At 68.9% G+C, this 24,755-nt stretch carries 19 protein-coding genes; 11 read left to right on the top strand and 8 right to left on the bottom strand.

Features of this window, described 5'->3' with window-relative positions; genetic code table 11:
* Positions 1-3: 3 nt before the first annotated feature.
* The gene (locus ACH4U8_RS36995) at positions 4-906 is read right to left on the bottom strand and encodes an RNA polymerase sigma factor SigF (RefSeq protein ID WP_395782628.1); all 903 of its coding nucleotides are present in this window, start codon (positions 904-906) and stop codon (positions 4-6) included.
* Between the two features lie 152 nt (positions 907-1,058).
* Between ACH4U8_RS36995 and ACH4U8_RS36990 the strand changes: the two genes are divergently transcribed.
* The 3 genes from ACH4U8_RS36990 to gltX all read left to right on the top strand — a co-directional run bounded on the left by ACH4U8_RS36990 (position 1,059) and on the right by gltX (position 3,505).
* Complete coding sequence (locus ACH4U8_RS36990; protein WP_379992715.1) at positions 1,059-1,427, top strand: STAS domain-containing protein; 369 nt, start codon at positions 1,059-1,061, stop codon at positions 1,425-1,427.
* Positions 1,428-1,573: 146 nt separating this feature from the next.
* The gene (locus ACH4U8_RS36985) at positions 1,574-1,981 is read left to right on the top strand and encodes an ATP-binding protein (protein WP_360314679.1); all 408 of its coding nucleotides are present in this window, start codon (positions 1,574-1,576) and stop codon (positions 1,979-1,981) included.
* Positions 1,982-2,134: 153 nt separating this feature from the next.
* Entirely contained in the window at positions 2,135-3,505 is a 1,371-nt protein-coding gene (gene gltX, locus ACH4U8_RS36980) for a glutamate--tRNA ligase (protein WP_360314707.1), read from the top strand.
* A 101-nt stretch (positions 3,506-3,606) separates the two neighbouring features.
* Here the strand turns inward: gltX and ACH4U8_RS36975 are convergent, their stop codons facing one another.
* Positions 3,607-5,202 (bottom strand): hypothetical protein, encoded by a 1,596-nt coding sequence (locus ACH4U8_RS36975; RefSeq protein WP_395782627.1) that lies wholly within the window; start codon positions 5,200-5,202, stop codon positions 3,607-3,609.
* 384 nt (positions 5,203-5,586) lie between these two features.
* Positions 5,587-7,269, bottom strand: coding sequence for a hypothetical protein (locus tag ACH4U8_RS36970; RefSeq protein ID WP_395782626.1), 1,683 nt, complete (start codon positions 7,267-7,269; stop codon positions 5,587-5,589).
* A gap of 623 nt (positions 7,270-7,892) precedes the next feature.
* Here ACH4U8_RS36970 and ACH4U8_RS36965 point away from each other — a divergent pair.
* Complete coding sequence (locus tag ACH4U8_RS36965) at positions 7,893-8,435, top strand: hypothetical protein (protein WP_395782625.1); 543 nt, start codon at positions 7,893-7,895, stop codon at positions 8,433-8,435.
* A 389-nt stretch (positions 8,436-8,824) separates the two neighbouring features.
* Here ACH4U8_RS36965 and ACH4U8_RS36960 read toward each other — a convergent pair whose 3' ends face one another.
* On the bottom strand, positions 8,825-9,094 hold the full coding sequence (locus ACH4U8_RS36960) for a hypothetical protein (RefSeq protein ID WP_395782624.1): 270 nt from the start codon (positions 9,092-9,094) through the stop codon (positions 8,825-8,827).
* Positions 9,095-9,206: 112 nt separating this feature from the next.
* On the opposite strand from ACH4U8_RS36960, the gene ACH4U8_RS36955 reads away from it, so the two are divergent.
* The 3 genes from ACH4U8_RS36955 (at position 9,207) to ACH4U8_RS36945 (ending at position 11,112) form a co-directional block, all read left to right on the top strand.
* Positions 9,207-9,356, top strand: a complete 150-nt coding sequence (locus ACH4U8_RS36955) for a hypothetical protein (RefSeq protein WP_395782623.1) — start codon at positions 9,207-9,209, stop codon at positions 9,354-9,356.
* 469 nt (positions 9,357-9,825) lie between these two features.
* On the top strand, positions 9,826-10,380 hold the full coding sequence (locus ACH4U8_RS36950; protein ID WP_360314689.1) for a hypothetical protein: 555 nt from the start codon (positions 9,826-9,828) through the stop codon (positions 10,378-10,380).
* A gap of 171 nt (positions 10,381-10,551) precedes the next feature.
* Positions 10,552-11,112, top strand: coding sequence for a hypothetical protein (locus tag ACH4U8_RS36945; protein ID WP_395782622.1), 561 nt, complete (start codon positions 10,552-10,554; stop codon positions 11,110-11,112).
* A gap of 88 nt (positions 11,113-11,200) precedes the next feature.
* On the opposite strand, the gene ACH4U8_RS36940 is transcribed toward ACH4U8_RS36945, so the two are convergent.
* The 4 genes from ACH4U8_RS36940 to ACH4U8_RS36925 all read right to left on the bottom strand — a co-directional run bounded on the left by ACH4U8_RS36940 (position 11,201) and on the right by ACH4U8_RS36925 (position 18,309).
* Complete coding sequence (locus ACH4U8_RS36940; protein WP_395782621.1) at positions 11,201-12,328, bottom strand: hypothetical protein; 1,128 nt, start codon at positions 12,326-12,328, stop codon at positions 11,201-11,203.
* A 343-nt stretch (positions 12,329-12,671) separates the two neighbouring features.
* Positions 12,672-15,041, bottom strand: a complete 2,370-nt coding sequence (locus tag ACH4U8_RS36935) for a hypothetical protein (protein WP_395782620.1) — start codon at positions 15,039-15,041, stop codon at positions 12,672-12,674.
* Between the two features lie 386 nt (positions 15,042-15,427).
* Positions 15,428-16,750: a WxL domain-containing protein gene (locus ACH4U8_RS36930; protein ID WP_379991776.1), complete on the bottom strand. Its 1,323-nt coding sequence runs from the start codon at positions 16,748-16,750 to the stop codon at positions 15,428-15,430.
* 311 nt (positions 16,751-17,061) lie between these two features.
* A complete protein-coding gene (locus ACH4U8_RS36925; protein WP_395782619.1) occupies positions 17,062-18,309 on the bottom strand; it encodes a hypothetical protein in 1,248 nt (415 codons plus the stop codon).
* A 570-nt stretch (positions 18,310-18,879) separates the two neighbouring features.
* Between ACH4U8_RS36925 and ACH4U8_RS36920 the strand changes: the two genes are divergently transcribed.
* The 4 genes from ACH4U8_RS36920 (at position 18,880) to ACH4U8_RS36905 (ending at position 24,730) form a co-directional block, all read left to right on the top strand.
* Entirely contained in the window at positions 18,880-19,368 is a 489-nt protein-coding gene (locus ACH4U8_RS36920; RefSeq protein ID WP_395782618.1) for a hypothetical protein, read from the top strand.
* A gap of 556 nt (positions 19,369-19,924) precedes the next feature.
* Complete coding sequence (locus ACH4U8_RS36915) at positions 19,925-20,794, top strand: hypothetical protein (protein WP_395782617.1); 870 nt, start codon at positions 19,925-19,927, stop codon at positions 20,792-20,794.
* A 342-nt stretch (positions 20,795-21,136) separates the two neighbouring features.
* Positions 21,137-22,732, top strand: a complete 1,596-nt coding sequence (locus tag ACH4U8_RS36910; protein WP_395782616.1) for a hypothetical protein — start codon at positions 21,137-21,139, stop codon at positions 22,730-22,732.
* A 285-nt stretch (positions 22,733-23,017) separates the two neighbouring features.
* Complete coding sequence (locus tag ACH4U8_RS36905; RefSeq protein ID WP_395782615.1) at positions 23,018-24,730, top strand: WxL protein peptidoglycan domain-containing protein; 1,713 nt, start codon at positions 23,018-23,020, stop codon at positions 24,728-24,730.
* The last annotated feature ends 25 nt before the right edge of the window (positions 24,731-24,755 follow it).

The raw sequence follows: 24,755 nt of genomic DNA, 5'->3' as shown, positions 1-24,755 counted from the left end.
GGCTCAGTTCTCCGCGAGCAGCCCCGCGCGCAGTGTGCCGAGCGTGCGGGAGAGCAGCCGGGAGACGTGCATCTGGGAAATGCCCAGTTGCTCGCCGATCTCGGCCTGGGTCCTGCCGCCGAAGAAGCGCAACAGCAGGATGTGCTTCTCGCGCGGCGGGAGCGCGGCGATCAGCGGCTTGAGCGACTCGCGGTTGTCGACCAGTTCGAGTGCGGAGTCGTCCGTGCCGAGCCGGTCGATCGGGATCGCGGCGTCGTCGCCGCCGGCACCACCACCGGGTGTGTCCAGGGAGGACGCGCTGTAGCCGTTCGAGGCGATCATGCCCTCGACGACCTCCTCGCGCGAAACCTCCAGGAAGGCCGCGAGTTCGGCGACGGTGGGCGCCCGGTCCAGCCGCTGCCCCAACTCCTCGCTCGCCTTGGCCAGCCGCAGTCGCAGTTCCTGGAGCCGCCGGGGCACCCGGACCGACCACGTGGTGTCCCGGAAGAAACGCTTGATCTCACCGAGGATGGTCGGCATCGCGAAGGTCGGGAACTCGACCTCGCGCTGGGTGTCGAAACGATCGATCGCCTTGATCAGCCCGATGGTGCCGACCTGGACGATGTCCTCCAGCGGTTCGCTGCGGGTACGAAAACGGCCTGCGGCGAAACGCACCAGGGGCAGATTGAGTTCGATGAGGGTGTTGCGCACGTACTGGTACTCGTGCGTGCCTTCCTCGAGCCGATTCAGTCGCCGAAACAGGGTCCTGGACAGGGCGCGCGCGTCCGCGGCGCCCATCGACCCGATGTGGGCCTCGTCGAACTCGTGGTGGAGTTCGTACAGATCCAGCTCTTCTGCCCCGGTGTCCATTGCCGGTGGCCGCTGCGACCCCCGGACCTGCATCTCGGCTTCGAGCTGTACTGCCATGCCTCCCCCTCGTGACGCGTTTTTGAGGTTTCCCCTGCGCCTAACCCGGATGAGCGATGCCAAACACCATGCACTCGAAAAACTTGTGTGCGCCGGGTGACGCCCATCATCGACGGGCCGTCGTCTATCGTGTGCCCGGGCCGGATTACTCGGTGGGCAAAGGGCAGCAGGAGGCTGGCATGCAGGGCGGCTTGACGGTGTCGGTGAGCACCAATGGCACCTCTGCGATCGTTACGGTCGCCGGTGAGATCGATGTGGACAGTGCCGCCGCGGTGCGGGACCGCCTGTTCGAGTGTGTCGAGCAGGGCAGTACGCGCCTGGTGATCGACTGTTCCGGACTCGATTTCTGCGATTCGACCGGACTGAACGCGTTCCTCGGTGCCCGGCTTCGCGCGCAGGCCGCAGGAGGAGCGGTCCACCTCGTGGGCGTTCAACCTGCCGTTGCGCGGGTATTCGAGATCACCGGTGCGGTACAGGGGTTCACTTTCCACGAGACCCTGGCAGAGGCGGTCGGAGAGTAGCCCGTGACTTCTGGTGTCCTCCAGCGGGATGCGGGCAACTATCACCGCGTAGCAGCGTGAGCGAGGTGAGCCAGTAGATGTGCGCCATGCGATCGCAGGCGCCCGGCGACGGGGGTGCCTGTTTCTCCACCCCACCGCTTCGTCAGGTGCGGAGATTGCCATTCGAGGGCGCGACGGGGGCGGTGGCGCGGTCCAGGACGTTCATCCGCAACACGCTCCACGCGTACGGATGGTCGGGTTCCGACGACGAACAGGTGATGTTGACGTCCGACGACGTCCTGCTCGTCGCGGTCGAACTGGTCACCAACGCGTGCCTGCACGCGGGCGGTCCGGTCGAGCTGCGCGTCGTGCGGACCAGTGATCTGCTCCGGATCGAGGTGGACGACCGCAGCGAGGAACCGCCGCAGGCGCGGGCGCCGCACTCGGGAACACGACCGGGCGGACACGGGCTGCACATCATCCGCCGGTTGACGCTGGACTGGGGGGTGGTCGTGCACCAGGGCGACGGTAAGACCGTGTGGGTGGACATGCCGGTTCCGGAGGCCATGCGCTGAGTCGGGTGCCTCGGGGGTGGTGCGTCGCGGGTCGGGTGCTCGGGGTGGTGAGCGGAGCCGGGTGCCGGCCCGAACCCGGGTCGTTCGGCGGATACCCTGGAGCACATGTCTGCCTCTTCGGTTCGTGTTCGCTTCGCTCCCTCTCCCACCGGCATGTTCCACGTCGGTGGCGCTCGTTCCGCGCTGTACAACTGGGCCGTGGCGCACAAGGCCGGCGGCACGTTCGTGTTGCGGGTCGAGGACACCGACGAGGCGCGGAACCGGCCGGAGTGGACCGAGGGCATCATCGGCGCGCTCGCGGCGATCGGCATCAACGCGTCCGACCCGGCCTTCGAGGGTCCGTACTTCCAGTCGCAGAACGCGGCGCTGCACCGCGAGTCGGCGGTCCGCCTGTTCGAGGCGGGTCGCGCGTACTACTGCGACTGCACCCGTGAGGACCTGGAGGCCCGTACCGGCTCCAAGCACCTTGGCTACGACGGCTTCTGCCGAGACCGCGGCCTGGCCGCGGGCGAGGGGCGCGCGCTGCGCTTTCGTACGCCGGACGAGGGCGTGACGGTCGTGGCCGACCTGGTCCGCGGCGACACCGAGTTCCCGAACGCCTCGCTGGAGGACTTCGTGGTGGCCCGGGGCAACGGCTCGGCGGTGTTCCTGCTGGCGAACGTGGTCGACGACGTCGACCAGCGGATCACCATCGTGATCCGCGGTGAGGAGCACCTGTCCAACGCGGCCAAGCAGCAGTTGTTGTGGGAGGCGCTCGGCGCGACCCCGCCGCAGTGGGCGCACCTGCCGGTGATCGTGAACGAGAAGCGGCAGAAGTTGTCCAAGCGCCGGGACAAGGTGGCCCTGGAGTCCTACCTGGACGAGGGTTACCTGCCCGAGGCGTTGGTGAACTACCTCTTCCTGCTCGGGTGGGGGCCCAAGGACGACATCGAGATCCGGCCCTACGCGGAGCTGGAGCAGCTCTTCGACCTGCGGGACGTGAACAAGTCGTCGGCGTTCTTCGACGTGAAGAAGCTTTCCTCGTTCAACGCCGACTACATCCGCGCGCTCGACGCGGACGCGTTCGTGCGGGCCTGCGAGCCGTGGCTGCTCGGGGCGAAGGCGCCGTGGGCGAAGGAGGCGTACGACCCGGCCGTGTTCGCCGAGGTCGCGCCGCTCGTGCAGACCAGGATCACGGTGCTCGACGAGGTCCCGATGTACGTGGACTTCCTGTTCCTGGACGCGCCCGCCGAGGACGAGGCGGCCTGGGCCAAGGCGATGAAGCCCGGCGCCGCGGACGTGCTGGCCAGTGCGCGTACCGAGTTGGCGAGTGCCGAGTGGAACGTGGACGCGCTCAAGGCCGCGGTCGAGGCCGCAGGGGCCGCGCACGGCCTCAAGTTGTCCAAGTCGCAGGCCCCGGTGCGAGTTGCGGTGACCGGCCGGACGATCGGCCTGCCCCTGTTCGAGTCGCTCCAGGTGCTCGGTCGCGACCGGGTGCTGGCCCGCGTCGACGCGGCGCTGGAGCGCTTGGCGGCGGCGCAGTAGTTCGGCGCGGCCTTCGGCCCGGAAGCCGATCGGCACGAACGAGGCGGGCCCGCACACCGGTTGCCGGTGTGCGGGCCCGCCGTGTTGCGAGGTGCCGCGCGTTAGCTGATCGAGAGGGTCAGCGTGGCGCTGTAGGTGCCGATCGACTGGTACGCCGGAACGGCGAGCGAGAGGTCGGCGTCGGCGGCGAAGGTGCCGCCCGTGGTGGCGGCGGCCGGCGCGGACGCCAGCGTGGCGCCGGTGCCGATCGGGCCGGTGCTACCGGGCACCGCGACGCTGGGCGAACCCGGGCCGGCGGCGACCTTGGGGGTCCAGGTGAACTTGTCGGCGCCGATCTTGCCGCCGGTGCCGTTGGTGAAGTCGGTCACCGAGCCGGTGAGGGTCCACCCGGTGTTGCCGCTGCGGAAGTCCTTCACGGTCACGGTGTTCAGCGCGCCGGTCATGTTCTGCGCCTGGCCGTTGATCGTGATGTCGGACAGCTTGATCGCGCCGGCGGACTGGGAGATGGTCAGGCCACCCGCCACCACGCTGCCGGTCACCGTCTGGTCCAGGCCGCTGCCGGGGACGGTGATGCGGAACGGAGCGGCGACCGCGGTCGACTCGTCGGTGCCCTCGGTCACGTAGATCGCCGCGATCGACGCGTCGCTCACGATGAAGTCGGGGATGACGACCGTTCCGTCGGCACCCGAGTCCGCGTAGGCCATGACCTCGTCCAGCACGTAGCCCGTCGCGGTCTGGCCGCGCGCGATGACCGTGATGTTCGGGGCGAAGTTCTTCCCGGTGATCTTGACCGTGGTACCGAGGGGACCACTGGCCGGATCGAAGCTGACCTGCCGCGCCGTGGCGTTGATCTTGATCGGGGCGAGTGCCTCGGCGGCGCCGACCTTGACCTTGATCTTGTAGTCGCCGGCGGGCACGGTGGCGATCGTGGAGACGTTGCCGGTGAGCGCTCCGGCGGCCACCGCGAGGGTGTTGCCGGGGGCGATCTTGGCCGCGTCGCAGGCCGCACCGGCGGCGTCGCACAGCTCGACCGAGGGGCTGCCGGCCGGCCAGTGTGCACCGGTCAGTGCGATCGAGGCGCCGGCGTTGGCCTCGGCGGGGGCGACCAGGGTGGCCGGCTCCTGCGAGGTGCCTTCGACCTTGATGGTGCGCGAGACCGAGACCGGGGTCACCGGCGAGCAGTCGGTCGGCACCTTCTGGCCCAGGGCCGTGGTGAAGGTCGAGTAGACGTCCGGGGTCAGGTTGACGTCGCCGGGCGTGGTCAGGGTGAACTTGCCGGTGCCGTCACTGACCTTGAGGTCCTGACCGGGCAGGGCCTCGGGGTTGTCCTGCGGCCCGATGGTCTTGAAGGAGCCGGTCTGGGCGCCGGAGAGCTTGACCGTGCCGTCGAGGTAGGTCGAGTTCGCGGGCACCTTGCCGATCACCGGGATGGTCGGCGGGGCCTTCGGGAACACCGTCCAGTGCCACTTGACGGTGACCTCTTCGCCCACGGCGTAGGTCGGCTTCTCCGGGGTGACCTGAAGGTCCATCTGAACCTGACCATTGGGCAGGTTCGGCGAGAACTTGTTGACACAGTGCGTCGTGTAGTCGACCGGGGCCGCCTGGGCGGACGGTGCGAGGACCACGAGACCGCCGGCGGTCGCGACGGCGACGACGGCTGTCGAGGCGAGCAGCCTGCGTGGAGCGATTCTTCGCATTCGGGACACTATTCTCCTCGCGGGGATGGGAATATGCCTCCTGCCACGATGGAGCGGCACCGCGCGATCCGGGAATTGCACTGCGGTCTCCGCCCTCTCGGAGCGGGGCGGGCCGCCGGTCGGAATGCGACGGATGCGATGGCAGTCGGCAATAGATGGTCCGACACCGTATTCATCCGCTAATTGCTGACGAAGTCAATGACTATTTCGTGGCGATCCAGGTGTCACGTGTCAACATGATCGACTTGCCGCGCGGCAAGGGAAGAGGCGCGGGAAGAACAGGGAAACGGAATTGATCCTTCCGCTTCTCGGCTCGCCGCTCGGCACGGCGAAGGCCGCCGTCCACAGGGACGGCGGCCTTCGATCGAGCCGTGCGGAGGTGTGTCAGCCCGTCACGGTGAACGGGGTCGACGCGTTGCGGTCGGAGTGGAAGGTCTCCGACGCGATGATGCCGGTGGTGTTCGACTTCGTGATCAGGATCCAGATGCTGAAGTCGCCATTGGCGTTCGCCCAGGCGCCGGCCCAGTCACTGGTCTTGGAGTTGCCCGCCAGACCGTTGACGTTGACCCACGCGAGCGATCCGTAGCCGTGTCCGGTGACCAGGACGAAGGTGCACGGGTCGCCGGACGTCTTGTTCAGCTCCAGCCAGCGGCGCTGCACGGTGACCGAGGCCAGCGCACTGTTGCTGCCGTCGCTCAGCTTGAGCTTGTAGGTGCCCTCGCCGACGTTGCCGGCGATCGTCACGTTGCCGGCGAGCGAGCCGTCGGCGGCGATGGCGATCGGGCCGGAGGTGACCCGGGCGGTGCTGCACGCCGAGCCGTCGGCCGCGCACAGCGACGCGGTGGCGGAGCCGTTCGGGGTCCAGTTGTTGCCGGACACCGCGACCGAACCACCGGCGTGGGTGGCGGCGGGCGACGCGGACAGCGTGGCCGGTAGGGCCGCGCCGATGGTGAACGGCAGGGCGAAGCCGGTCGCCTCGTCCACGCCCTCGGTGATCCAGACCGAGGTGATGCTCGGGTCGCTCACCACGAAGTCCGGGATGGTGACCGTGCCGTCGGCCGCCGAGTCGGCGTATGCGGCGGTCTCGTCCAGTACGTAACCGGTCGCGGTCTGGCCGCGGGCGATGACCGTGAGGTTCGGGTTGAAGTTCTTGCCGCTCACCGTGACCGTGGTGCCCACGGGGCCGCGGTTCGGGCTGAGCGTGGCCTGCCGGGCGACGGCGTTGATCTTGACCGGGGTGAGCGCCTCGCCGGCGCCGACCTTGACCTTGATCTTGTAGTTGCCGGTCGGCACGGTCGCGACGGTGTTGATGTTGCCGGACAGTGCGCCGTTGGCCACCACCAGGCTGTTCGCCGCGATCTTGGTCGCGTCGCAGGCGGCGCCGTTGGCGTCGCACAGCTGCACCGACGGGGTGCCGGCGGCCCAGTTGGTGCCGGACAGGGCGACCTGCGCACCGGCGTTGAACTCACCCGGGTTCGCACTGACGGTGGGCGCCCCCTGCGAGGGGCCGTCCACGGTGAGGGTGCGCGAGACCGAGATGGGGTTGATCGGCGAGCACTTGGTCTCGACCGTCTGCCCGACCGCCGTGGTCCAGGTCGAGTAGATGTCCGGGGTCAGGTTGACCTGACCGGCCTGGGTCAGCGTGACGTTGCCGACCGGGTTGCTCAGGATCAGATCCTGACCGGGCAGCGCCTCGGGGTTGATCTTCGGTCCCTGGATGGCGAAGTTGCCGGTCTGCGCGCCCGTCAACTTCACCGTGCCGACCGGGTAGGTGGAGTCCTTCGGCACCTTGCCGACCACCGGGATCGAGGTCGGGGCCTTGGGGTAGAGCTTCCACTGCCACTCGACCGAGACGACGTCGCCCACCTGGTAGGTGCTCTTGGCGGGGGTGACGACCAGGTCGATCTTGACGTTGCCGTCCGGCGGCGTCGAGTACGGGTTGGTGCAGTGCGTCGCGTAGTCGACGGTGTCGGCCTGGGCCGAGGGGGCCAGGACGAGGGCGCCGGTGCTTGCGACGGCGCCGACGGCTGCGACCGCGATCAGTCTGCGCGGAGCGATTCTTCGCATTCGGGACACGTTTCTCCTAGCCGGGTGGGAGGTGCCTGGTGGCTCTTGGTGCAGGAGAGTCCGCTTCCCCCGCGTACGCCCGGAGGACGACATTTCGTCGCCCACTGCGCCCGTTGCCCGTCGGCGACGGTTGTCTGGAGCGTTGGCCGAGTGCTGGGTGAAATGGCCGGGATGGCGAACTCCGAACGTTGCTGGTCCGCCCGAACATCTAGCGAATAAAGGCCCAGGAAGCAATGCGTAAAACGCGGTGATCTTGGTGTCACGTGTCACCATGATCAACTTTGATAAACCTGCTCCGACCTCCTCTTTCCGAGCTTGACCGAGTCAATAGGAACGGCGATCGATTCACGATCGCTGCCCGGTGACTTCATCTACAAAACCGTATTGACTTCTTCCGCTTGCACAGTTTCACTCTTGGCTGTGCCGGAGGGCCCCAAGCGTGGGGAAGAAGCGGGCCCGCCTCGGATCTCGATAGTCAGCTCGTGTCGGTCGGCCGTGTGCAGTGTCGATCGGCTCGTTCGGGATGCCCGCCGGTTGCTCCACCGTTTTCGCCTGCGGCGTGCAGGCCGGGGAGAACGTGCGCCACCACCAGGTACTCGGAAGCGATGAAAAGGAGCTCCACCATGTCTCGCACCAAGCTCGCCAGTGCCGGTATCGCCTGTTCGGCCGCTGCCTTCGCCGCCGTCATGGCGCTGTCCGGCACCGCGAACGCGGTCCCCGATTCGCGCAGCGTGAACCTCACCTGCAAGGACAGCACGGGTACCACGTGGGTCACCGGCGGCACCGGCACCCTCACCTCCAGTGACCCGGGCGGCACCGCGGCGCAGAAGATGAAGCTCATCTCGCCGCTGCTCGCGCCGCAGAACATCCCGGCCAACTCGCTGACCACGACCATCCGCACCATCCAGACCGGTACGGGCACGGTTCGCGACTTCACCGGCACGGTCAACCTGCCGATGAACATCAACAACCCGATCAACCTGGGCCCGGTCGCGGGTACTTCGCGACTGGCGGCGGGCACCAACGTGCGGCTGCAGGACACTTCGGCCGCCGCGCCCAGCGCGTCGAACTGGTCCGTGCTGATCACCACGAGCATCTCCGGCACCCCGATCAGCATCTGGTGTGCCGGCAAGCAGGACGCGGCCTCGGCCGACTTCTCGTTCTGATCGATCCCGGACCGGGTCCCGCTTTTCGGGGATCCGGTCCGGAACGTTCATGACGTCTCGCGCCTGCCCGGGTGGCCTCGTGCCGCCCGGGCAGGCGTACGTATGTCCGGATAACGGTGGCGCGGGACGGTGTGGGCGAACATCGGGGCCTGTCGAGTGTCCCGATGACGGCTCGGAAATCACTTTCGGTGATTCGTTGATTGTCCGGATGTCACCCGAATCCGGTGTCACGTGTCACCAAGATCGAAATTCGATAAACTTGGCTCCGCATTCTCCATTTCGTTTCTTTCCCGGGTTTCCCGGAATCGAAACCGCGTTGACTTTTGCCGACCGTACGGTTTGAATCGAGCCCGCCGAAAGGCCCCGAAGCGTGGGGTGGAGTGGCCTTGTCATCGGTGTCGACCCGGATCCGCGGCATTGTCCGGCGCGGCCCACGCGGTGGTCCCGGAGTCCAGGGTGGTGACGCTCGCATGCGTGGACGGCGGCGGGACCACTTGGGCCACGAACGGCCCGGGCATTCTTGCCTCCAACGACTCGGGCGGCACGACGGCCCAGGAGATGAAGTCGACCGCGCCGACGACCTCGCCCGTTCGGATTCCGCCGAATGCGCTGACCACGACGATGCGCACGGTGCAGACCAGCGGCATGGCGGTGGGCACGGCGTGGGACTTCTCCGGGACGCTCGACGCGCCGATGAACGCCGGAAACCCTGTTCGGCCGGGTCACGTTCCCGCCCCATCGCCGCCGGCCGCCGGTGCCGAGGTGCGTCTCGTGGACACCTCCGGTGCGGCGCCCGGCGCGGCGAACCGGTCGGCCAAGATCGAATCGCATCCGGCCGAGGGCACCGTCTTCACGTACTGCGCGGGTGGTCGGGACCCCGGGACGGACGACTCCACCTTCGATCGCCCGCACCGGAAATAAACCACCGGAACCATTGACTTCGCTTTTGGTCGAGGATTGGTTTCCAAACGTCTCCCCGGATGCCTTCGCGTCTCTGGAGACGTTTGTTTTACCGGGAATTCCCGACGATACTCACGTTAAGTAATCACGCCTGTATAGTGACGCGTGTCACCATGATCAAAGATATGTATTTAATGATCTTGGGGGATTGAAGGTGGTCTCTCGGTCGATATGGTTGGAAGCTTCTCGAAGATCACTTGGGTTTGCAAAAGTGGACATTAGGCATTGACTTCTTTTCGGGCTGCCGCTTCACTCTCCCTGTGCCGGAAGGCCCGAGGCCGAAGCAATGCGGGCCCTTCGCGGTATGGCTTGCGTCGGCGCCCCCTGTCGATGTCGAGATACCGGCCGGCAGTACCAGCGCCTTGCCTGCTTCAGGAACTCGGGCGAGTGCGTGCCCATTCGGAAAGCCGTGAAAGGAGCACCACCCCTCATGTCTCGTTCCAAAGTCGCAACGGTCGGCATCGCCTGTACGGCGGGTGCCTTCGCGGCCGTGATGGCCATGTCCGGCACCGCCAACGCGATTCCGCCGGAGCAGCGCGGCGTGACTCTCACGTGTGTCGACATCCTCACCAACATCACGTACTCCACCAACGGGGCGGGCACTCTGGCCTCCAGCGACCCGGGCTCGCCGAACCCGCAGAAGATGAAGCTCACCTCGTCCATCAAGGCGCCGGTCAAGATCGCGGCGAACTCGCTGACGACCACCATCCGCACGGTCACCAGTGCGTCCGTGGCATGGGACTTCAGCGGGACCATCAATCTGCCGATGAACGTGGGCGACCCGATCACGCTCGGCGGGGTCCCGGCGGCTTCGCGTCTGCCCAGCGGTACCTCGGTGACCTTGCTCGGCACCAGTGGTACGCCGAGCGCCACGAACTACTCGGTGCGCATCCAGGCGAACATCCCGGCGCCCGCCGACATTCGCTGCGTCGGTGGCCAAGACATCGTTCCGCCCAACACCACCCCGACCCCCTTCACTTTCTGATCGATCCGGTTTTCGACCAGGGAGGCGGAGCGCTCGGATTCATCTCTCACGTGCCGGCCCGTTGTGGCGACCGTCGGTCGTCGCAACGGGCGCTTTTTGCGGTGCTGTTCCGCAGGCATTCCGGCGATCGGCCGAACCCCAGCCTCGGCCGGTCCGATGAAAGGAACCTTCGTGAAACCCACCAGGCTCGTCACCGCCGGCATCACCTGCGCCGCCGGTGCGTTGGTCGCCGTCACCGCACTGTCCACCTCCGCCTACGCGATTCCGCCGGAGGCGCGGTCGGTCACGTTCACCTGCAACGACCCCAGTGGTGCGATCTTCGGACCCTCGCCGTTCACGGCGACACTGTCGTCCAGCGCTCCCAGTCTCACCCTGCCGCAGAAGATGAAGGTGTCCACGTCGATCGGCCAGAACACGGCGGTTCCCGCCAACTCCGCCGCGATCGTGCTCCGGACGATCCAGACCAGCAGTGGTGGATCGGGTGTCGGGACGGTGCACGACTTCGCGGGGTCGACCCACCCGGCCTGGGGGCCCTGGCCGATGGTCATCGGGCCGATCCCGGCGCTCGCCCGGATCCCGGCCGGTACGAATGTGCGACTCAAGGACACGAGCGCTGCGCCGCCGAGCGCCACGAATTGGTCGCTTCGCCTTACGAACCCGCTGGCCGGTCCCGGTTGGGACATCTACTGCAGCGGTTACCAGACCTTCGGGAGTCTCGACTTCGGTTTCTGACCCGGCGATTGCCCGAGAGGCACGCGTCGGCCCCGACACCCGGATCCGGGTGTCGGGGCCGACGCGTGTGCGGGTGTCGCGGGGGCGGCTACTTCACCGTGATGCCGGCCATGCCGAGCTTGTCGAACTTGAAGCTCGTGTCGATCTCGACCGCCGTGATGCCGGTGGTCTTCTTGCTGGTCACCAGGATCCACGAGCTGAACCTGCCGTTGCGGTCGGTCCAGGCGAGGCCGAAGTTGAAGGTCGGGTCGGCCCCCTGCACGCCGGCCAGGGCGATCAGCGTGTTCGGCGTGAAGTTCTCGCCGGACACCTTCACGAAGGTCCACGGGCGCACCGTGCTCTTGCTCAGCGTCACCTTGCGCTGCACGACCGGGACGTCGGCCTTCTTGACCGTCAGCGGCGTGGACGCGGTGCGGCTGCCGTCGCTCACCTGCACGCTGTACGTGCCGTCCGCGGTCCCGGGGGCGACCGTCACGCCGCCGGAGAGCACGCCGTCGGCGCCGATCCGCAGGCTGTTGGCGGAGATGCCCGCCGGGTTGCACGCGGTGCCGTCCGCGGCGCACAGGGACGGCGTGGCGGTGCCGCCCTTGGTCCAGTTGGTACCGGAGAGCACGGTCTCCTTGCCGGCCTCCACGGTGCCCGGGGACGCGCTCAGGGTGGCCGTCTCCGGTGTGCTCTGCACGGTGATGCTCTGCGCGACACCCGAGCCGCCGGTGACCGCGCACGGCGTGGTGAAGTTGCCGTACGGCGTCACCGTGGCGGTCGTGGTCTTGGTCGGGGTCAGGTCGACCGTGCCGGTCGCGGTCGCCGGGATCTGCAGCTTGACCGTGAACGGCGGGCTCTGGATCGGCGTGTTCGCCGGGATGTCGATCGTGGTCTGGGCGCCGGTGAGGGTGACCGGGCCGGTGGCTCCGCCGGACAGCGCGAAGTCGATCGACGGCGTCATCTTGATGCCGTTGAGTGCGGCGGGGCTGGTGGCCGGGCTCGCGCCGAGGGTGATCTTCAGGTCGATCGTCTCGCCGGGCTTGGCGGTGGTCGGCCCGTTCACGGTCACCGACATCGGCCCGCTCTTCTCGCCCTGACCCAGCGGCAGCGAACACGTGACGGTCGGCGTCGCGGTGCCGGCGACGGCGGCCGGCGCGCCGGCGAGGAACCCGGTGACCGCGAGTGTGCCGACGCCGAGTCCGGCGGCCAGGCGCATGGTGCGTTGCTTCATGAGGTGCTGCTCCCTGTCCTGCGTTCCGTGCCGGCGGCGGGCGTTGGCGTCGCGTCGGCGGCATGGGGACGGATACGCGCGTGGTAAGTGGAACGTGTTACAGAAGTGGGGCGGGTCACATTGATGCGCTTTCACCTGGCGAAGTCAAGAGGCGCAAACGGCCTATGTGACCGGCGAGTATGCCTTCGCCGGTGCGCTGACCTGCACTGACACGTGTCGCCTCGAAGCGGTGGAACAAGTTCCACTTACGCTGTGCGGGCGGGTGTCGCGGGAATGCGAAACGGGGCGCCCACCGGCACCTCGGGAGGTGTCGATGGGCGCCCCGCGCAGGGCTGATGCGCCGTCAGGAGACGGTGAGCGTCAGGGTTCCCGTGTAGGTGCCGGCCGCCTGGTACGCCGGGATCGCGAGCGACAGGCCCGCGTTCGCGGTGAATACGCCACCGGTCTTGTGCGCCGGGTCCGTGGACGCCGCCGAGCTGCACAGCAGCCCGCCGTTGACCGTACCCGCCGAGCCGGTCACGACCTGGCTCGCCGAGTTCGGCTCGGCCACGCACCGAGGTGTCCAGGACAACGCTGAGGAGGGCAGCGAGTTGCCGCCCTCGGCCTTGAAGTCCGAGACGGAGCCGGTGAGTTGCCAACCCAACGTGCCCTTGCGGGCGTCGGTGACGGTGACCGCGTCGAGCGTGCCGGTCATCGACTGGTCGCTGCTCGCGAACGGGACGTCCGCGAGTACGACGCCGGTGCCGGCCTGAGCCATCGACAACGTCCCCGGCGGCTCGCCGGGACCGCCGCCACCCTCGAAGGTGAACGCGGCGAGCGCCATCTTGTTGCGGTCGTTCTTCTCGTACGCCCGGATCTGCGTCGTACCGGGCTTGCTCACCGTCAGATCGACGGCGAACGTGCCGTCCGCGGCCGCGGTGGCCTCCACCGTGTCACCGGTCGCGACCAGGCCGGCGTCCAGGGTCTCCAGCACGACGGCCGAGCCGGGGGTGAAGTTCTTCCCCGTCACGTGCGCCTTCGTGCCCGCAGGACCCCGATCCGGCGTGGCGGTGATCGCGCGCGGCAGTACGACCGCCGTGGTGATCGTGATCGGTGCGGTCAGCGAGGTGACGCCGACGGTGACCTTGACCAGGTAGTTGCCCGGCGCCACCTGGCCGCCGAGTGTGGCCTGCGCGGTGAGCGCGCCGCCCTGGGCCACCGAACCGGTGCCCGCGGTGAACGCGGACCCGGTGCAGCCCGAACCGTCCTCGGCGCACAGCTGGACCTGCGGGTTGCCCTGGCCGGTCGGCCAGTTCACCCCGGACAGCTTGACCACGTCACCCGGCTTGAGCAGGTTCTGATCCACGATCAGGTTCGCCTGGGCGGGTTGGCCGACCCCGATCGAGTGCGAGGGCACCGGAGTGCCGATGGGTACGCCGCTCGACGAGATGGTGATGACCTTCAAGCCGTATCCGGCGGGTGCCAGATCGATGCGGCCTGCCTTGGTGATCTTGAAGGTGCCCTTCATGTCGCCGACCTTGAGCACCTCGCCGCCCGGAGTGGCCGGGTTGCCCTTGGGTCCGACGACCGACACGTCGCCGGTCTGCGCGCCGGAGAGCTTCACGGTGCCGCTGGGCGTCACCGTGTCCTTGAGTGCCACCACCCAACTGGAGGGGTTGCGCGGGTAGCCGATCCACTTCCAGTCGACGGTGACCTCGTCGCCGATCTCGTACCAGGGCTTGGCGGGGGACACCGACAGGGCGACCTCGGGCTGCCAGTCGAAGACCGGGCCGTTGCCCCAGGCCGGGGTGTAGCGCACGCCGTACTTGACCGGCTCGGAGTGGCGCAGCGCGTTCTTGGCGACCGAGATCGTCACCAGGACCGAGGCGTTGCCCGAGCTGATCCGGACCTGGCGAATGGCATCCGGCACATCGGCGCCGACCTTGACCTGACCGGTCAGCTTTCCGGAGGCGTCGACGGTGAGGGTGGAGCCCGACGCCCCTTCCGGTGCACAGGAGTTGCCACTCTGGTCGCACAGGTCCACGGTGACGCCGCTCGCGCCGACCGGCCAGTTCTCACCGGTTACGTCGATGGCCGAGCCCGGCCGCACGATGGCGCGGTCGAACGTCGCCGTCGGCGGCTTGATCGCGCCGTCCACCTTGAGCGTGGTGCCCACTCCCGGCGTGCCGTTGGGCGTACACGGGGTGTCCCAACTGCCGAACATGTTCGCGGTGCTCGTGTACCCGCCGGGGGAGAGGTGCAGCTCGCCCGGCTTGGCGATCTTCAACTTGCCCGTCATGGCGGACAACCACAACTTCTCGCCGCCGGCGGTCTGCGCGTTCTTCTGCGGACCCTCCATGGCGATCTCGCCGCCCTGCGCCCCGGAGACCAGGACCTTGCCCCGCGGCTTGACCGCGTCGGCGTTGACGGTCACGGAGGAAGGGTTCTTCGCCGCGTCCTTCCAGGTCCAGGTGACGGTGACCTCGTCGCCCACGTTGTACTTCGGCTTGACCGGATCGACCGTGAGGTCGACCTGGGCGTCGAAGTCGAATGGGCCGCCCCCGATGCTCGGCGGTACACAGTGCACGTTGTACGTCACAGGAGCCGCGTTCGCGGACTGTGCCCCCGCGCCCACGCCCAGGGCACCGGCTACGAGGGCGGTACCGAGCACGCCGGCCACGCGCTTGTTGCGGAGTCTGGACCCAGTGCTTTCCCTGGTTCTTGGTCTGAGCATGTGGTGCTGTCCCTCCTCGGGATGCCTGCCTGGCCCGCCGGGGGAGCGGGCAGTCGAACACCACACCGGGACCGGTCCGTCGCCGTCGGTGACCCGCGCGGCGCGGGGCGGTCGATTCGGTGCCGTGCGCCGATTCGACGTCGGCGGGGTGACACCCGACCCCGCCGGTGTCACCCGGTCGTTCCTGCTGATGCCACTCCTGAAACCTGTTCCAGAAAACAGCGCCTCCCATTGAGCCCGGGGGCGTTTGCGAAGTCAACAGCGGAACGCGATCCGGCGACAACGATTTGTGTGCGGCTTCGGCAGGCGGGAATGGGCGACGGGACGCCCGCCACGCAGTGAGGGAATGCGGCGGACGTCCCGTGCCGATGAACCGATGCCTACTGTCAGGAAATCGACAGGGTCAGCGTCGCGCTGTAGTCGCCGGCGCCCTGGTAGGCCGGAACCTTCAGGTCGATGTCGGCGTCGGCGGAGAAGGTGCCACCGGTGTTGCCGACGCCCTGGGCGACCGAGGCCAGGGTGGCGCCCGAGCCGATGGTGCCCGCGCTGCCCGCGACCGGGGTGCCCTTCGACTTGTCGTCGGCCTTGGCGGCCTTCGGCTTCCAGGAGAAGTTGTCGGCGGGGATGGTCTCGCCGGCCTGGGTGGCGAAGTCGGTGACCGAACCGGTCAGCGTCCACCCGGCGTTGCCGCCGCGCAGGTCGGTCACGGTGACCGTGTTGAGCTTGCCGGTCATGGTCTGGTCCTGCGCGCTCACGCCGACCTCGGACAGTCGGATGCCGGCGGACTGCTGGGTGATGGCCAGCGTGCCCGCGGTGATCGTGCCGTCCAGCTTCTGGGTCAGGTCGCCGGGCTGGGTCGGGTCGACCTTCTTGCGGACCAGCAACTGGGCCTGGCCGCTGTTGCCGTCGGCGTCGGTCACCGTGAGGGTGTGCGCGCCGTTGGCGACGTTGTCGGCCAGCTTGACGGTGCCGCTCAGGTTGCCGGCCGCGTCCGCGGAGAGGGTGGAGGCGGCGATCCCGGCGGCGTTGCCGTCCAGCGTCGCGGTCACCGCGCCGGGCGCGAACTTGGAGCCGGTCAGGGCCACTTCGCTGCCGGGCTCGACCGCCGCGGAGGGTGCGTTCAGGACCGGCTTGTCGGCCGCGCCGACCTTGAGGGTGGCCGAGGGGGCGACCGCGGTGACCGGGTTGCACTTGGTCTCGGCGTCGAAGCCGAACGCCTTGGTGAAGGTCGAGTACAGACCGGGGGTCAGCGTCACGTCGCCGGCCTGGGTCAGCTTGACCTTGCCGGTCATGTTGGTGAGTACCAGCTCCTGGCCCGGGCCGGTCTCCGGGTTGATCCGCTGACCCTCGACGGCGACCTCGCCGGTGGCCGCGCCGCCCAGGGTGACGCTGCCCTTGGGCAGGGTCGAGTCCTTGTCCACCTTGCCGACGACCGGGATCTCCGGCGGCGCCTTCGGGTACGACTTCCAGGTCCAGGTGACGGTGACCTCTTCGCCGACGTCGTAGCGCGGCTTGGCCGGCGCGACCGACAGGTCGATCTTCAGGTTGCCGTCCGGGATCACCAGGTCCTTGACGATCTGGTTCACGCAGTGCGAGGTGTAGTCGACGTCCGCCGCGTTCGCGGAGGGCGCGAGCGCCACCATGCCGACGGTGCCGGCGATCGTCACGACGCCGAGCGACGCGGCGAGTTGCCTGTTTGCCTTGAACATATGGTGCGTTCCTTTTTCTCGGTTACCGCTCTGCCGGCGCCGGGGAAGGGCGGGGCAGCCGAAACACCGCATCGAGTGGCCGGGGCGCGCCGCCGTCGGGACCGGACGCGGCGCGCGGGCTTCGATACCTCGTGCGCGACCGGCGGACGTCGCAACGGATGCGGCCCGCCGGGTCGGTGGAACGTGTTGCAGAAATCGTGCTTGATCATTCCGCTTCACGAAGATCACAAAGTCAAGGGATTCGCGCGCGGAAACGAAAGGACGCCCTCCTCGAACGATGCGAGGAGGGCGTCCCGGTCTCCGACGGTGACTCAGCTCAGACTGAGCGTCAGATTCCCGGTGTAGGCGTCGGAGCGCGAACCGCCGGGGAGCGAGAGGTTCAACAGGGCGTTCGCTTCGAACGCCCCGCCGGTGACCGCGCCCGTGCTCGGGTTCTGCCGACACAGCACCTCGGCGCTGCCGCCGACCGTGCCGGGCACACCGGTACCCACCGCGGCGGGCGGGCCCTCGACGGTGGTGCAGGCGGGGATCCAGGTGAGTTGCCGGGCCGGGACGATCTCGCCGCCCTGGCCGACGAAGTCACTGGCCTGCGCGGTCAGCGTCCAGCCGAGCGTGCTGCCGCGTCGATCCAGGATGGACACCGGGTTCAGCCGGCCCTCCAACTGTTGTGCGTCACCGCTGGGTTGGAACTGCGGCATGGTCACACCGGCCGAGTTCTGGCGCATGAACAGCGGTCCGGCCACGGTGTCGGCGGGGGTCTGCGGCACCTGACCGGTGAGCGGCGGCGGGAGGGGCGGGGCGCTCGGCGGCGGGGTGGTCGCCCCGGCGGAGGGGCCGGGGGTGGCGCCGACTCCGCCGAGGGTGGGGTCGCCGACGGTGCCCGCGGTGCCGGCGGTCGGGTCGGTCGTGGCGCCGGAGGGTGGGGCGGAGGGGGTGCCGCCGCCGGACGAGCCCCCGGCGGCGGTGCCGCCGCCCGCGCTCTGGCCGGGGGTCTGGGTGGTGCCGATCTGGATGCTCGCCGACACCGGCAGTCGGTCCGGGCGCACCGGGGTGCAGGGCGACTCCTGGATCGCGGTCTGCTTGAGCACGTACGCGCCCGGCGCCAGGTCGATCCGGCCCTCGGCCGCGATGGTGAATCGGCCGGTCATGTCCGCGACCGGGAGCGGCTGGGCGCCGCCGACGCTCGGGTGCTTCGCGGGGCCGGTGAGCGTGATGTCGCCGACCTGGCCGTTGGAGAGCTTGACCGTGGCGCTCGGCGTCTCGGTGTTCGGAATCACGTCCGTCCACGTCCACGGGTTGCGCGGCGGGGCGGCCCAGTGCCAGGTGACGGTCACCTCCTCGCCGACCTTGTACGTACCCTGCTTCGGCGCCGAGACGGACAACTCGACCTTCGGCTTCCAGGTGAAGTCCGGACCGCCCAGGGCCGGCGGTCGGCAACTCACCTCGTGCTCCACGGGCGCCGCCTGGGCCCCGGGTGCGACCGCCGTGAGACCTGCCGCGCCGGCGGCGAGCACGCCTGCCCCCAACATCGCGAACAGCCTCCTGCGGGGTGGAACCATGCGCGGGACGCTCCCTTCCCTGTTTCTCGACTTCGTTCTTCGGCGTCGTTCCTCGGCCTCGATCCCGCCCCGTCCGTTCGGGATCGGGGCGGCCGGCCTGAAACGTGTTCCATAAATGGGCCAAATGCCCATTGATTCCGCTCCCCTGACGTGGTGTCAAGGGATCGCGGCCGGCTGTGACGGGTTCGAGAAGCGCCGGTACGCAGCGTCGTCGTCGCCATGGCCCAGTGTCACGGTCGGGCCGGTCCGGCCGGTCGCCCGCGTTCCACAGGAAACGCGGCACGGCAAGGCCGGTGGGGCGGAATGGAGCGTTCCGCTCGATTGAGGCCGAAAACCGTCCGGTTCACCGCGGCCGCCCGGGAAGTTTTCGGCGGGAAGCGGGACAGAGTGTCGCGACACACGGTGATACCGCGCCAACTTTCGGTTGCACACGTGTCACTCGCGCCGTGCGCCGGCTTTCGATCTGACGCCGTGTCAGGGTTGCCGCGCTCCAGCTGATCCGTACGTGCCGCTCCACCCGGCGCGCCCTTTCGCGCGCCGGGACGTTCACCCCGGGATAGAGGAAACAGCATGCGTGCTTCGCTTCAGGCAAAGGCACTCGTGGCGGCCGGAATGCTCGCCGCCACCATCGGCTTCGCCGCCCCCGCGTCCGCAGGGACGGCCGGCGTCGGCGACAACTGGCAGACCTGCGACGGGCCCAGGACGTTCGCGCCCGACGGTGCCACGGTCGGTACGGCGTGCCTGGCCAAGGTCGGCGACACGCTCCAGGCGTCGACGTACATCGACTTCAACAGCCCGACGCCGTCCGGATGGACGCAGTGCGGTGTGCTCTACAGCCTGTCCAAGCACGCGAGCAACGGTGACTGGGTGTCCGTCGGTGGGGAGTACGTCGACTGCCTCACCGCGGCTCAGGCGGGCACGGCCGTCCTGAGGTCGGACGCCGAGCCGCTCGCGCCTGGGGAGTACCGCGTGTCCGTGGGCATCCTCGGCGTGTTCAACGGGCAGGTGCTCCAGTCGCAGGTGCCGCTCGCGGTGACGGCCGCAGTGGTCGTTTCCTAGCGCGGGTCCCCGATTTCGCGTCGAACAGGGCGCGCAGCCAGGCTCCGGGCGTTCTCGCCCGGAGTTTTGCTGTTTGGGGGGCTTTCGCGCATCGGTTGTACGCGACACGTGTCGAGTTTGTGGGGACCTGTCGACCGCCTTGTCGACACAGTGATTTCGCAGGTCCGCGCGATATGGAACCGTGTCCGACGGATGCAGATTTTCTGCTTTTCGCTGTTGTCCGCTCATGCCACTTGTCGTACCGTCACCCGAAGATCTGACGTGACATCAAGTACTGGAACAGTCTCGATGTCTCCCGGACGCGCCAAGGGAAGCCCCCTCCAGGGAACGCGAGGCGTGTCCCACCGGTGCTTGCGTGGTCCGGTTTCCCGCCCGGCCCGCGCCTCGAAAGGGGGAAGTCGGGTGTGGCGACCGCGTGTACCCGATGCGTCGGGGCGCGTGCCGGGTCGGTGCAGGCCGACACGCCGGAACGGCCCTGCTGAGCGCGCGTCGCTCCGGCCGTTTCGATCAGGACTTCTCGACGAGCAAGAGATCCCCCCGAAGGGAGAACCACCGTATGGTCAGGCCCAATAAGCGAGCCGCGGGCGGCGTGGCGGCGTTCGCCGTCATGGCAGGCAGCATGCTGGCGTTCGCGCCGCAGGCCGGCGCGGCGCCGGTCACCACCCAGGTGAAGTGTGAATTCGCCGACAAGGTCGTCCAGGATGCGATGGGCGGGCCGTCGGTCTCCGGCCCGCAGCCGTTCACCATCACCGGTCCCACCGACGCGACTCCGGGCAAGTCGATCCAGCTCAGCATCGACCCCGGGGTCAGCCCCGCGTCGTCGCCGGTCCCCGCCGAGGTCAAGATCATCCCGACGGTGGTCTTCGATGCGAAGTCCGACGGCGGCACCGCGACGCTGACCGCGGTCGGCGCGGCGGCCACCCTCACCGTGAAGGAGAAGGTGGGGATCGACGTCCCCAAATTCGCCGTCAACATTCAGGTGCCGAGCAATGCCAAGGGCAAGCTCGAACTGAGCCCCAAGAAGTTCTCGCTGGACCTCCAGGTCATCGACCCGGAGCTGAGGTTCCCGGTGCCGTGCAACATGACCTCGACGGCGGTCGCCTACACGGTCAACACCCCGGGTGCCTCCACGACTTCGGGCACGACCAGCGGTACGACGAGTGGTACCACCTCGGGTACGACGTCGGGCACGACCAGCGGTACCACCTCGGGCACGACGAGCGGTACCACCTCGGGTACGACGACGAGCGGTACCACCTCGGGTACGACCGCCGGCACCACCGCCGGTGCGGGCGGCACGCTGCCCAAGACGGGTCCGCTCGACGACGCGCTCTCGATGGGCCTGCTCGGCGGCACCATCGGTCTGCTCGGGATCGGCGGCGTGCTGCTGGCGACCCGCCGCGTGCGGGCCTCGCGCAGCGCCTGATCGATGTCTCGGGACGGTCGGTCTTCCCTGCCCGGAAGGCCGACCGCGCCGCTCCCGGCGGCTATTGACTATGTGACGGGATCGCGCGTGAATGGCCGCCAGAATCTGAAACAGGTTTCAATTCGCAGCACGGGGTCCGTGCCCGGCAAGGGAATCGACGGACGGCGAGACGGCCGCCTCGGTCGTGTGCGACGGATCTTCAGCGAGGCGGTCGCTCAGGTACGGCACCGGAGCGCCGGGCCCACGGAAGTGCGACGCTCCTCGGCTCTCGCTCCGGTGTGGTGTTCGACCGCCCCGCCCCTCGGCGGCCGGCGGTAACCCCCTGAAGGGAGCAGCACCACAATGTTCAAACCCAGAAAAAAGGTTGTCGCGTCGCTCGGCGTCGCGATGATCGCGGGTACCGCCGGTCTGGTCGCGGGAGCGCCGGCCGCATATGCCGGGTCGGTCAACCCCGACCTGGTGTGCACCGAGCCGATCCTGAACTGGAACAAGACCGGCAAGCAGACGTTCGACGCGACCCTGACGCCGGACACCGGCAGCGCGCCGGGCACGGTGAAGATCAAGATCGACGCCGGCGAGAACCCGCTGCGTCCCGACTATGACTTCGAGAACATCGGATTCATCGGCAAGTACACCTTCACCTTGAGCACCGGCGGCGAAGTCACGGTGGTCGCACCGGAGTTCACCGCGAACATCGGTCCCAACACCGGCATCAACCCGCCGGAGTTCACGGCCGACCTGGCGATCCCCCAGGCCGCGCCCGGGACGAAGATCGATCTCACGCTCAAGACGTTCGCACTGGACGTCAACGTGCCCGATCTGCCGCCGCCCACCACCACGGCCACGTGTGAAGTCACCGGCAGCAACGGCGTCATCGCGTCCTACACGGTCGCCAACGCCCCGCAGGAACCGACCCTGACCAGCACTCCCGGACAGGTCAAGCCCGGCGGTGCCCTCACCGTCGCCGGGACGAACTGGCCGGCGGGTACGCCCACGGTCGAACTGTGCGACGCGAGCGGCAACGCCTGTGACGCCACCAAGGTCACCGGAGCCCTCACCGTCACGGATGGTGCGCTCGCCGGTACCGCGACGATCGGCGCGGCCGTCGCGGACGGCTCGTACCAGCTCAAGGTCACCGTCGGCGGCAAGTCCAAGACGTCGAACGTGACGGTCAAGGCCGACGTGCCGAGCAACCCGCGCAAGCTCACCCTGAACCCGACCCACGGGCCGGTCGGCACCGAGGTCACGGTGAACGGCGAGGGCTACACGCCGGACGCCTCCGTCTATGTGGTCCCGACCAATGCCGCGCAGCAGCCGGACGTTCCCGGTCTGGTGGTGGCGAAGGCGGGTGCGGACGGCAAGTTCACCGCCAAGGTCAAGGTCAACAAGGCGGACACCACGCTGATCGCGGCGTCCGAGGACACCGCGGGCACGCTGTCCGCCGGTGCGCCGTTCACGGTCGACGGGAACCCCCCGGCCGGAACGCTCAAGCAGGACCTCACCGGCACGATCGCCGGCGGCGCCCTGACGATCTCTCAGGAGAACGGCGGGATCAAGCTTTCCGACGTGACCCTGAACGGCACCGAGCAGAACATGACCGGCGCGCTGAACACGGTGACGGTCAAGGACTACCGCGGTGGCGCCACCGGTTGGACGCTGACCGGCGCGGTGACCGACTTCAGCAACAACGCGGGCGGCACCATCCCGGCGGAGAAGTTCTCCTGGACTCCGAAGCTCACGCCCGGCGAGGGTTCGCCGAGCCAGGCGGTGGCCGGTAGCGCGGGTCCGATCGGCAAGACCGGCGCCACGCTGGCGTCCGCGCCCAACGCGGATGTCACCGGCGGTACGTTCCAGGCCGACGCGGGTCTGTCCCTGGCGGTCCCGGCGTACCAGGCGCCCGGCAACTACAGCGCGACGCTCACACTCTCCATCTCCTGACCGAATTCTCCGCGCCGGAATCCTTCGGCGCGGAGACCTCGAACGGCCTCGACACCGGGGGCTCGTGCGCCGCGGAAAACCAGCCGCGGCGCACGGTCCGCCGGAGCGGGCCGCTGCGGATCGACGCAGAGCGGAGGGTGGGGCGGGCAGCCGGCCCGTCCCGCCCACACCGCAGGCGGGTGATCCGCATCCGTTCCACCCAGACACACAGCGCGGGCCCTTCGGATCCGCTCCCGAAACCGGCCCTTTCGATCCGCAGCACACAGACCAGTTCTGGAGACACCGATGACGGGTACCCCGGCCCCCCCGAGCCGCCGGCAAGGCGGACGCAACCGATCCCTGGCCACCCTGTTCGCGGTGCTGGCCACGCTGTTCGCGTCCTTGACGCTGGTCGCACCGACCCCCGCGTCGGCCGCGGGCAACGGCGAATGGTCGGTCGATCCGTTCGTGCCGGACGGCACCAGCCAGAACGCCCGTCGCTACTTCTTCCTCGAAGGCGCCGCCGGCACCACCGTTCCCGACGTGGTGACCGTGCACAACACGAGCCCGGCGCCGCTGACCATGAAGCTGTTCGGCGCGGACGCGTACAACACGCCGCGCGACGGCGGTTTCGCGCTGCGCACCGTCACCGACAAACAGAAGGACGTCGGTACCTGGATCCAGGTGGCGCCGGAGAACCAGACGCTGACCCTGCAACCGGGGGAGAAGCGCCAGGTCCCGTTCAACATCGTCATCCCGCCGAACGCGACCCCCGGTGACCACCCCGGCGCCATCGTCGCGCTCAACACCGCGATCGAGGGCACTCAGCAGCAGGGCCAGATCAAGGTCAACATCCAGCGGCAGATCGGCGCCCGGGTCTACCTGCGGGTGCAGGGCGACGCGCTGCCCGCGATGGACATCCAAAAGGTCGAGGTCAAGCGGGACGCGGGCTTCCACGAGTTCTTCGGTTCGAGCAAGGCGAAGGTCACCTACCGGATCATCAACCGGGGCAACGTGATCCTGCGGCCCAAGTTCGAGCTCAAGGCCGAGGGCCTGTTCGGGCGCAAGCTGATGAGCAAGGTCGACGAGGGCACCGAGATCCTGCCGGGCTCGGCCGTGGAGAAGGTCGTCGAGTGGAAGGACGCCCCGCGACTCGACCACGTCACCGTCAAGGTGAACGGTGTCGTCGCGGACCAGAACATCAAGGATGACGCGAGCGCTTCGTACACGGCCGTGCCGTGGCCGAGCCTGCTCACCCTGGCCGCCCTCCTGCTGGTCGCCGGCATCGGTTGGGGCGTGTGGCGCAACGGACGCAAGGGCAAGGGCGGCGACCCGGCCAAGCCCGCCGGCCCGGTGGGTCCGACCGACGACACGACGGTGCTGCCGCCGGTTCCGGCCGCGCCCGCGCCGGCCGGCGCCGAGCACGCCCAGGCCGCCGGTGAATCCGCGCCCGTCGCGGAGCCGGCGCCGGCCGAACCCGCGAAGGCGGCGGTGTCGGCGGAGACTTCCGGTGCGGCTGCGGTTGCGGATGCCGAGGCGGCCGAGAAGGCCGAGGTCGAGACGCCGGCCGAGGACACGTCCAAGGACGCGGAGTCGGGGGACAAGGGCGAGCGGGCCGAGACGGCCGACAAGTCCGCCGAGACCGAGGAGAAGCCGGCCGAGGTGGCGGCGAGCGACGACGAGCAGGTCGACGACAAGCAGGCTGACGCCGAGGCGACTCCCGTGGCGGATAAGCCCGTTGCGGAGACACCCGCCGACGCGAGCGCCGCACCGGAGACGGCGGCAACCGAACCGGCCGAGCCCGAAGCCGCATCCGCCACACCGGCCGCCGAGCAGCCGGCCGCCGCGGTCCCGGCCGCCGACGCCGAGCCCGAGCCCGACGCCGAGCCCGCGGTCCCGGCCGCCGCTCCCGCCAAGAAGGCCGCCAAGCGCCCGAAGGGCAAGCAGCCCCCGGCCCGCCCGCGCGCCGACGCGCCGGCCGCCGAGGACTCCGCCGATTCCGCGGGGGTCGGCCGTTGATCGTGGTCGACCGGGTTCGTCACGT

This window comes from Embleya sp. NPDC020886 (genome assembly GCF_044333915.1).
Taxonomy (GTDB): domain Bacteria; phylum Actinomycetota; class Actinomycetes; order Streptomycetales; family Streptomycetaceae; genus Embleya.
Note: the sequence above shows the minus strand (reverse complement) of the source record. Positions and strands in the feature narration are given on the sequence as shown.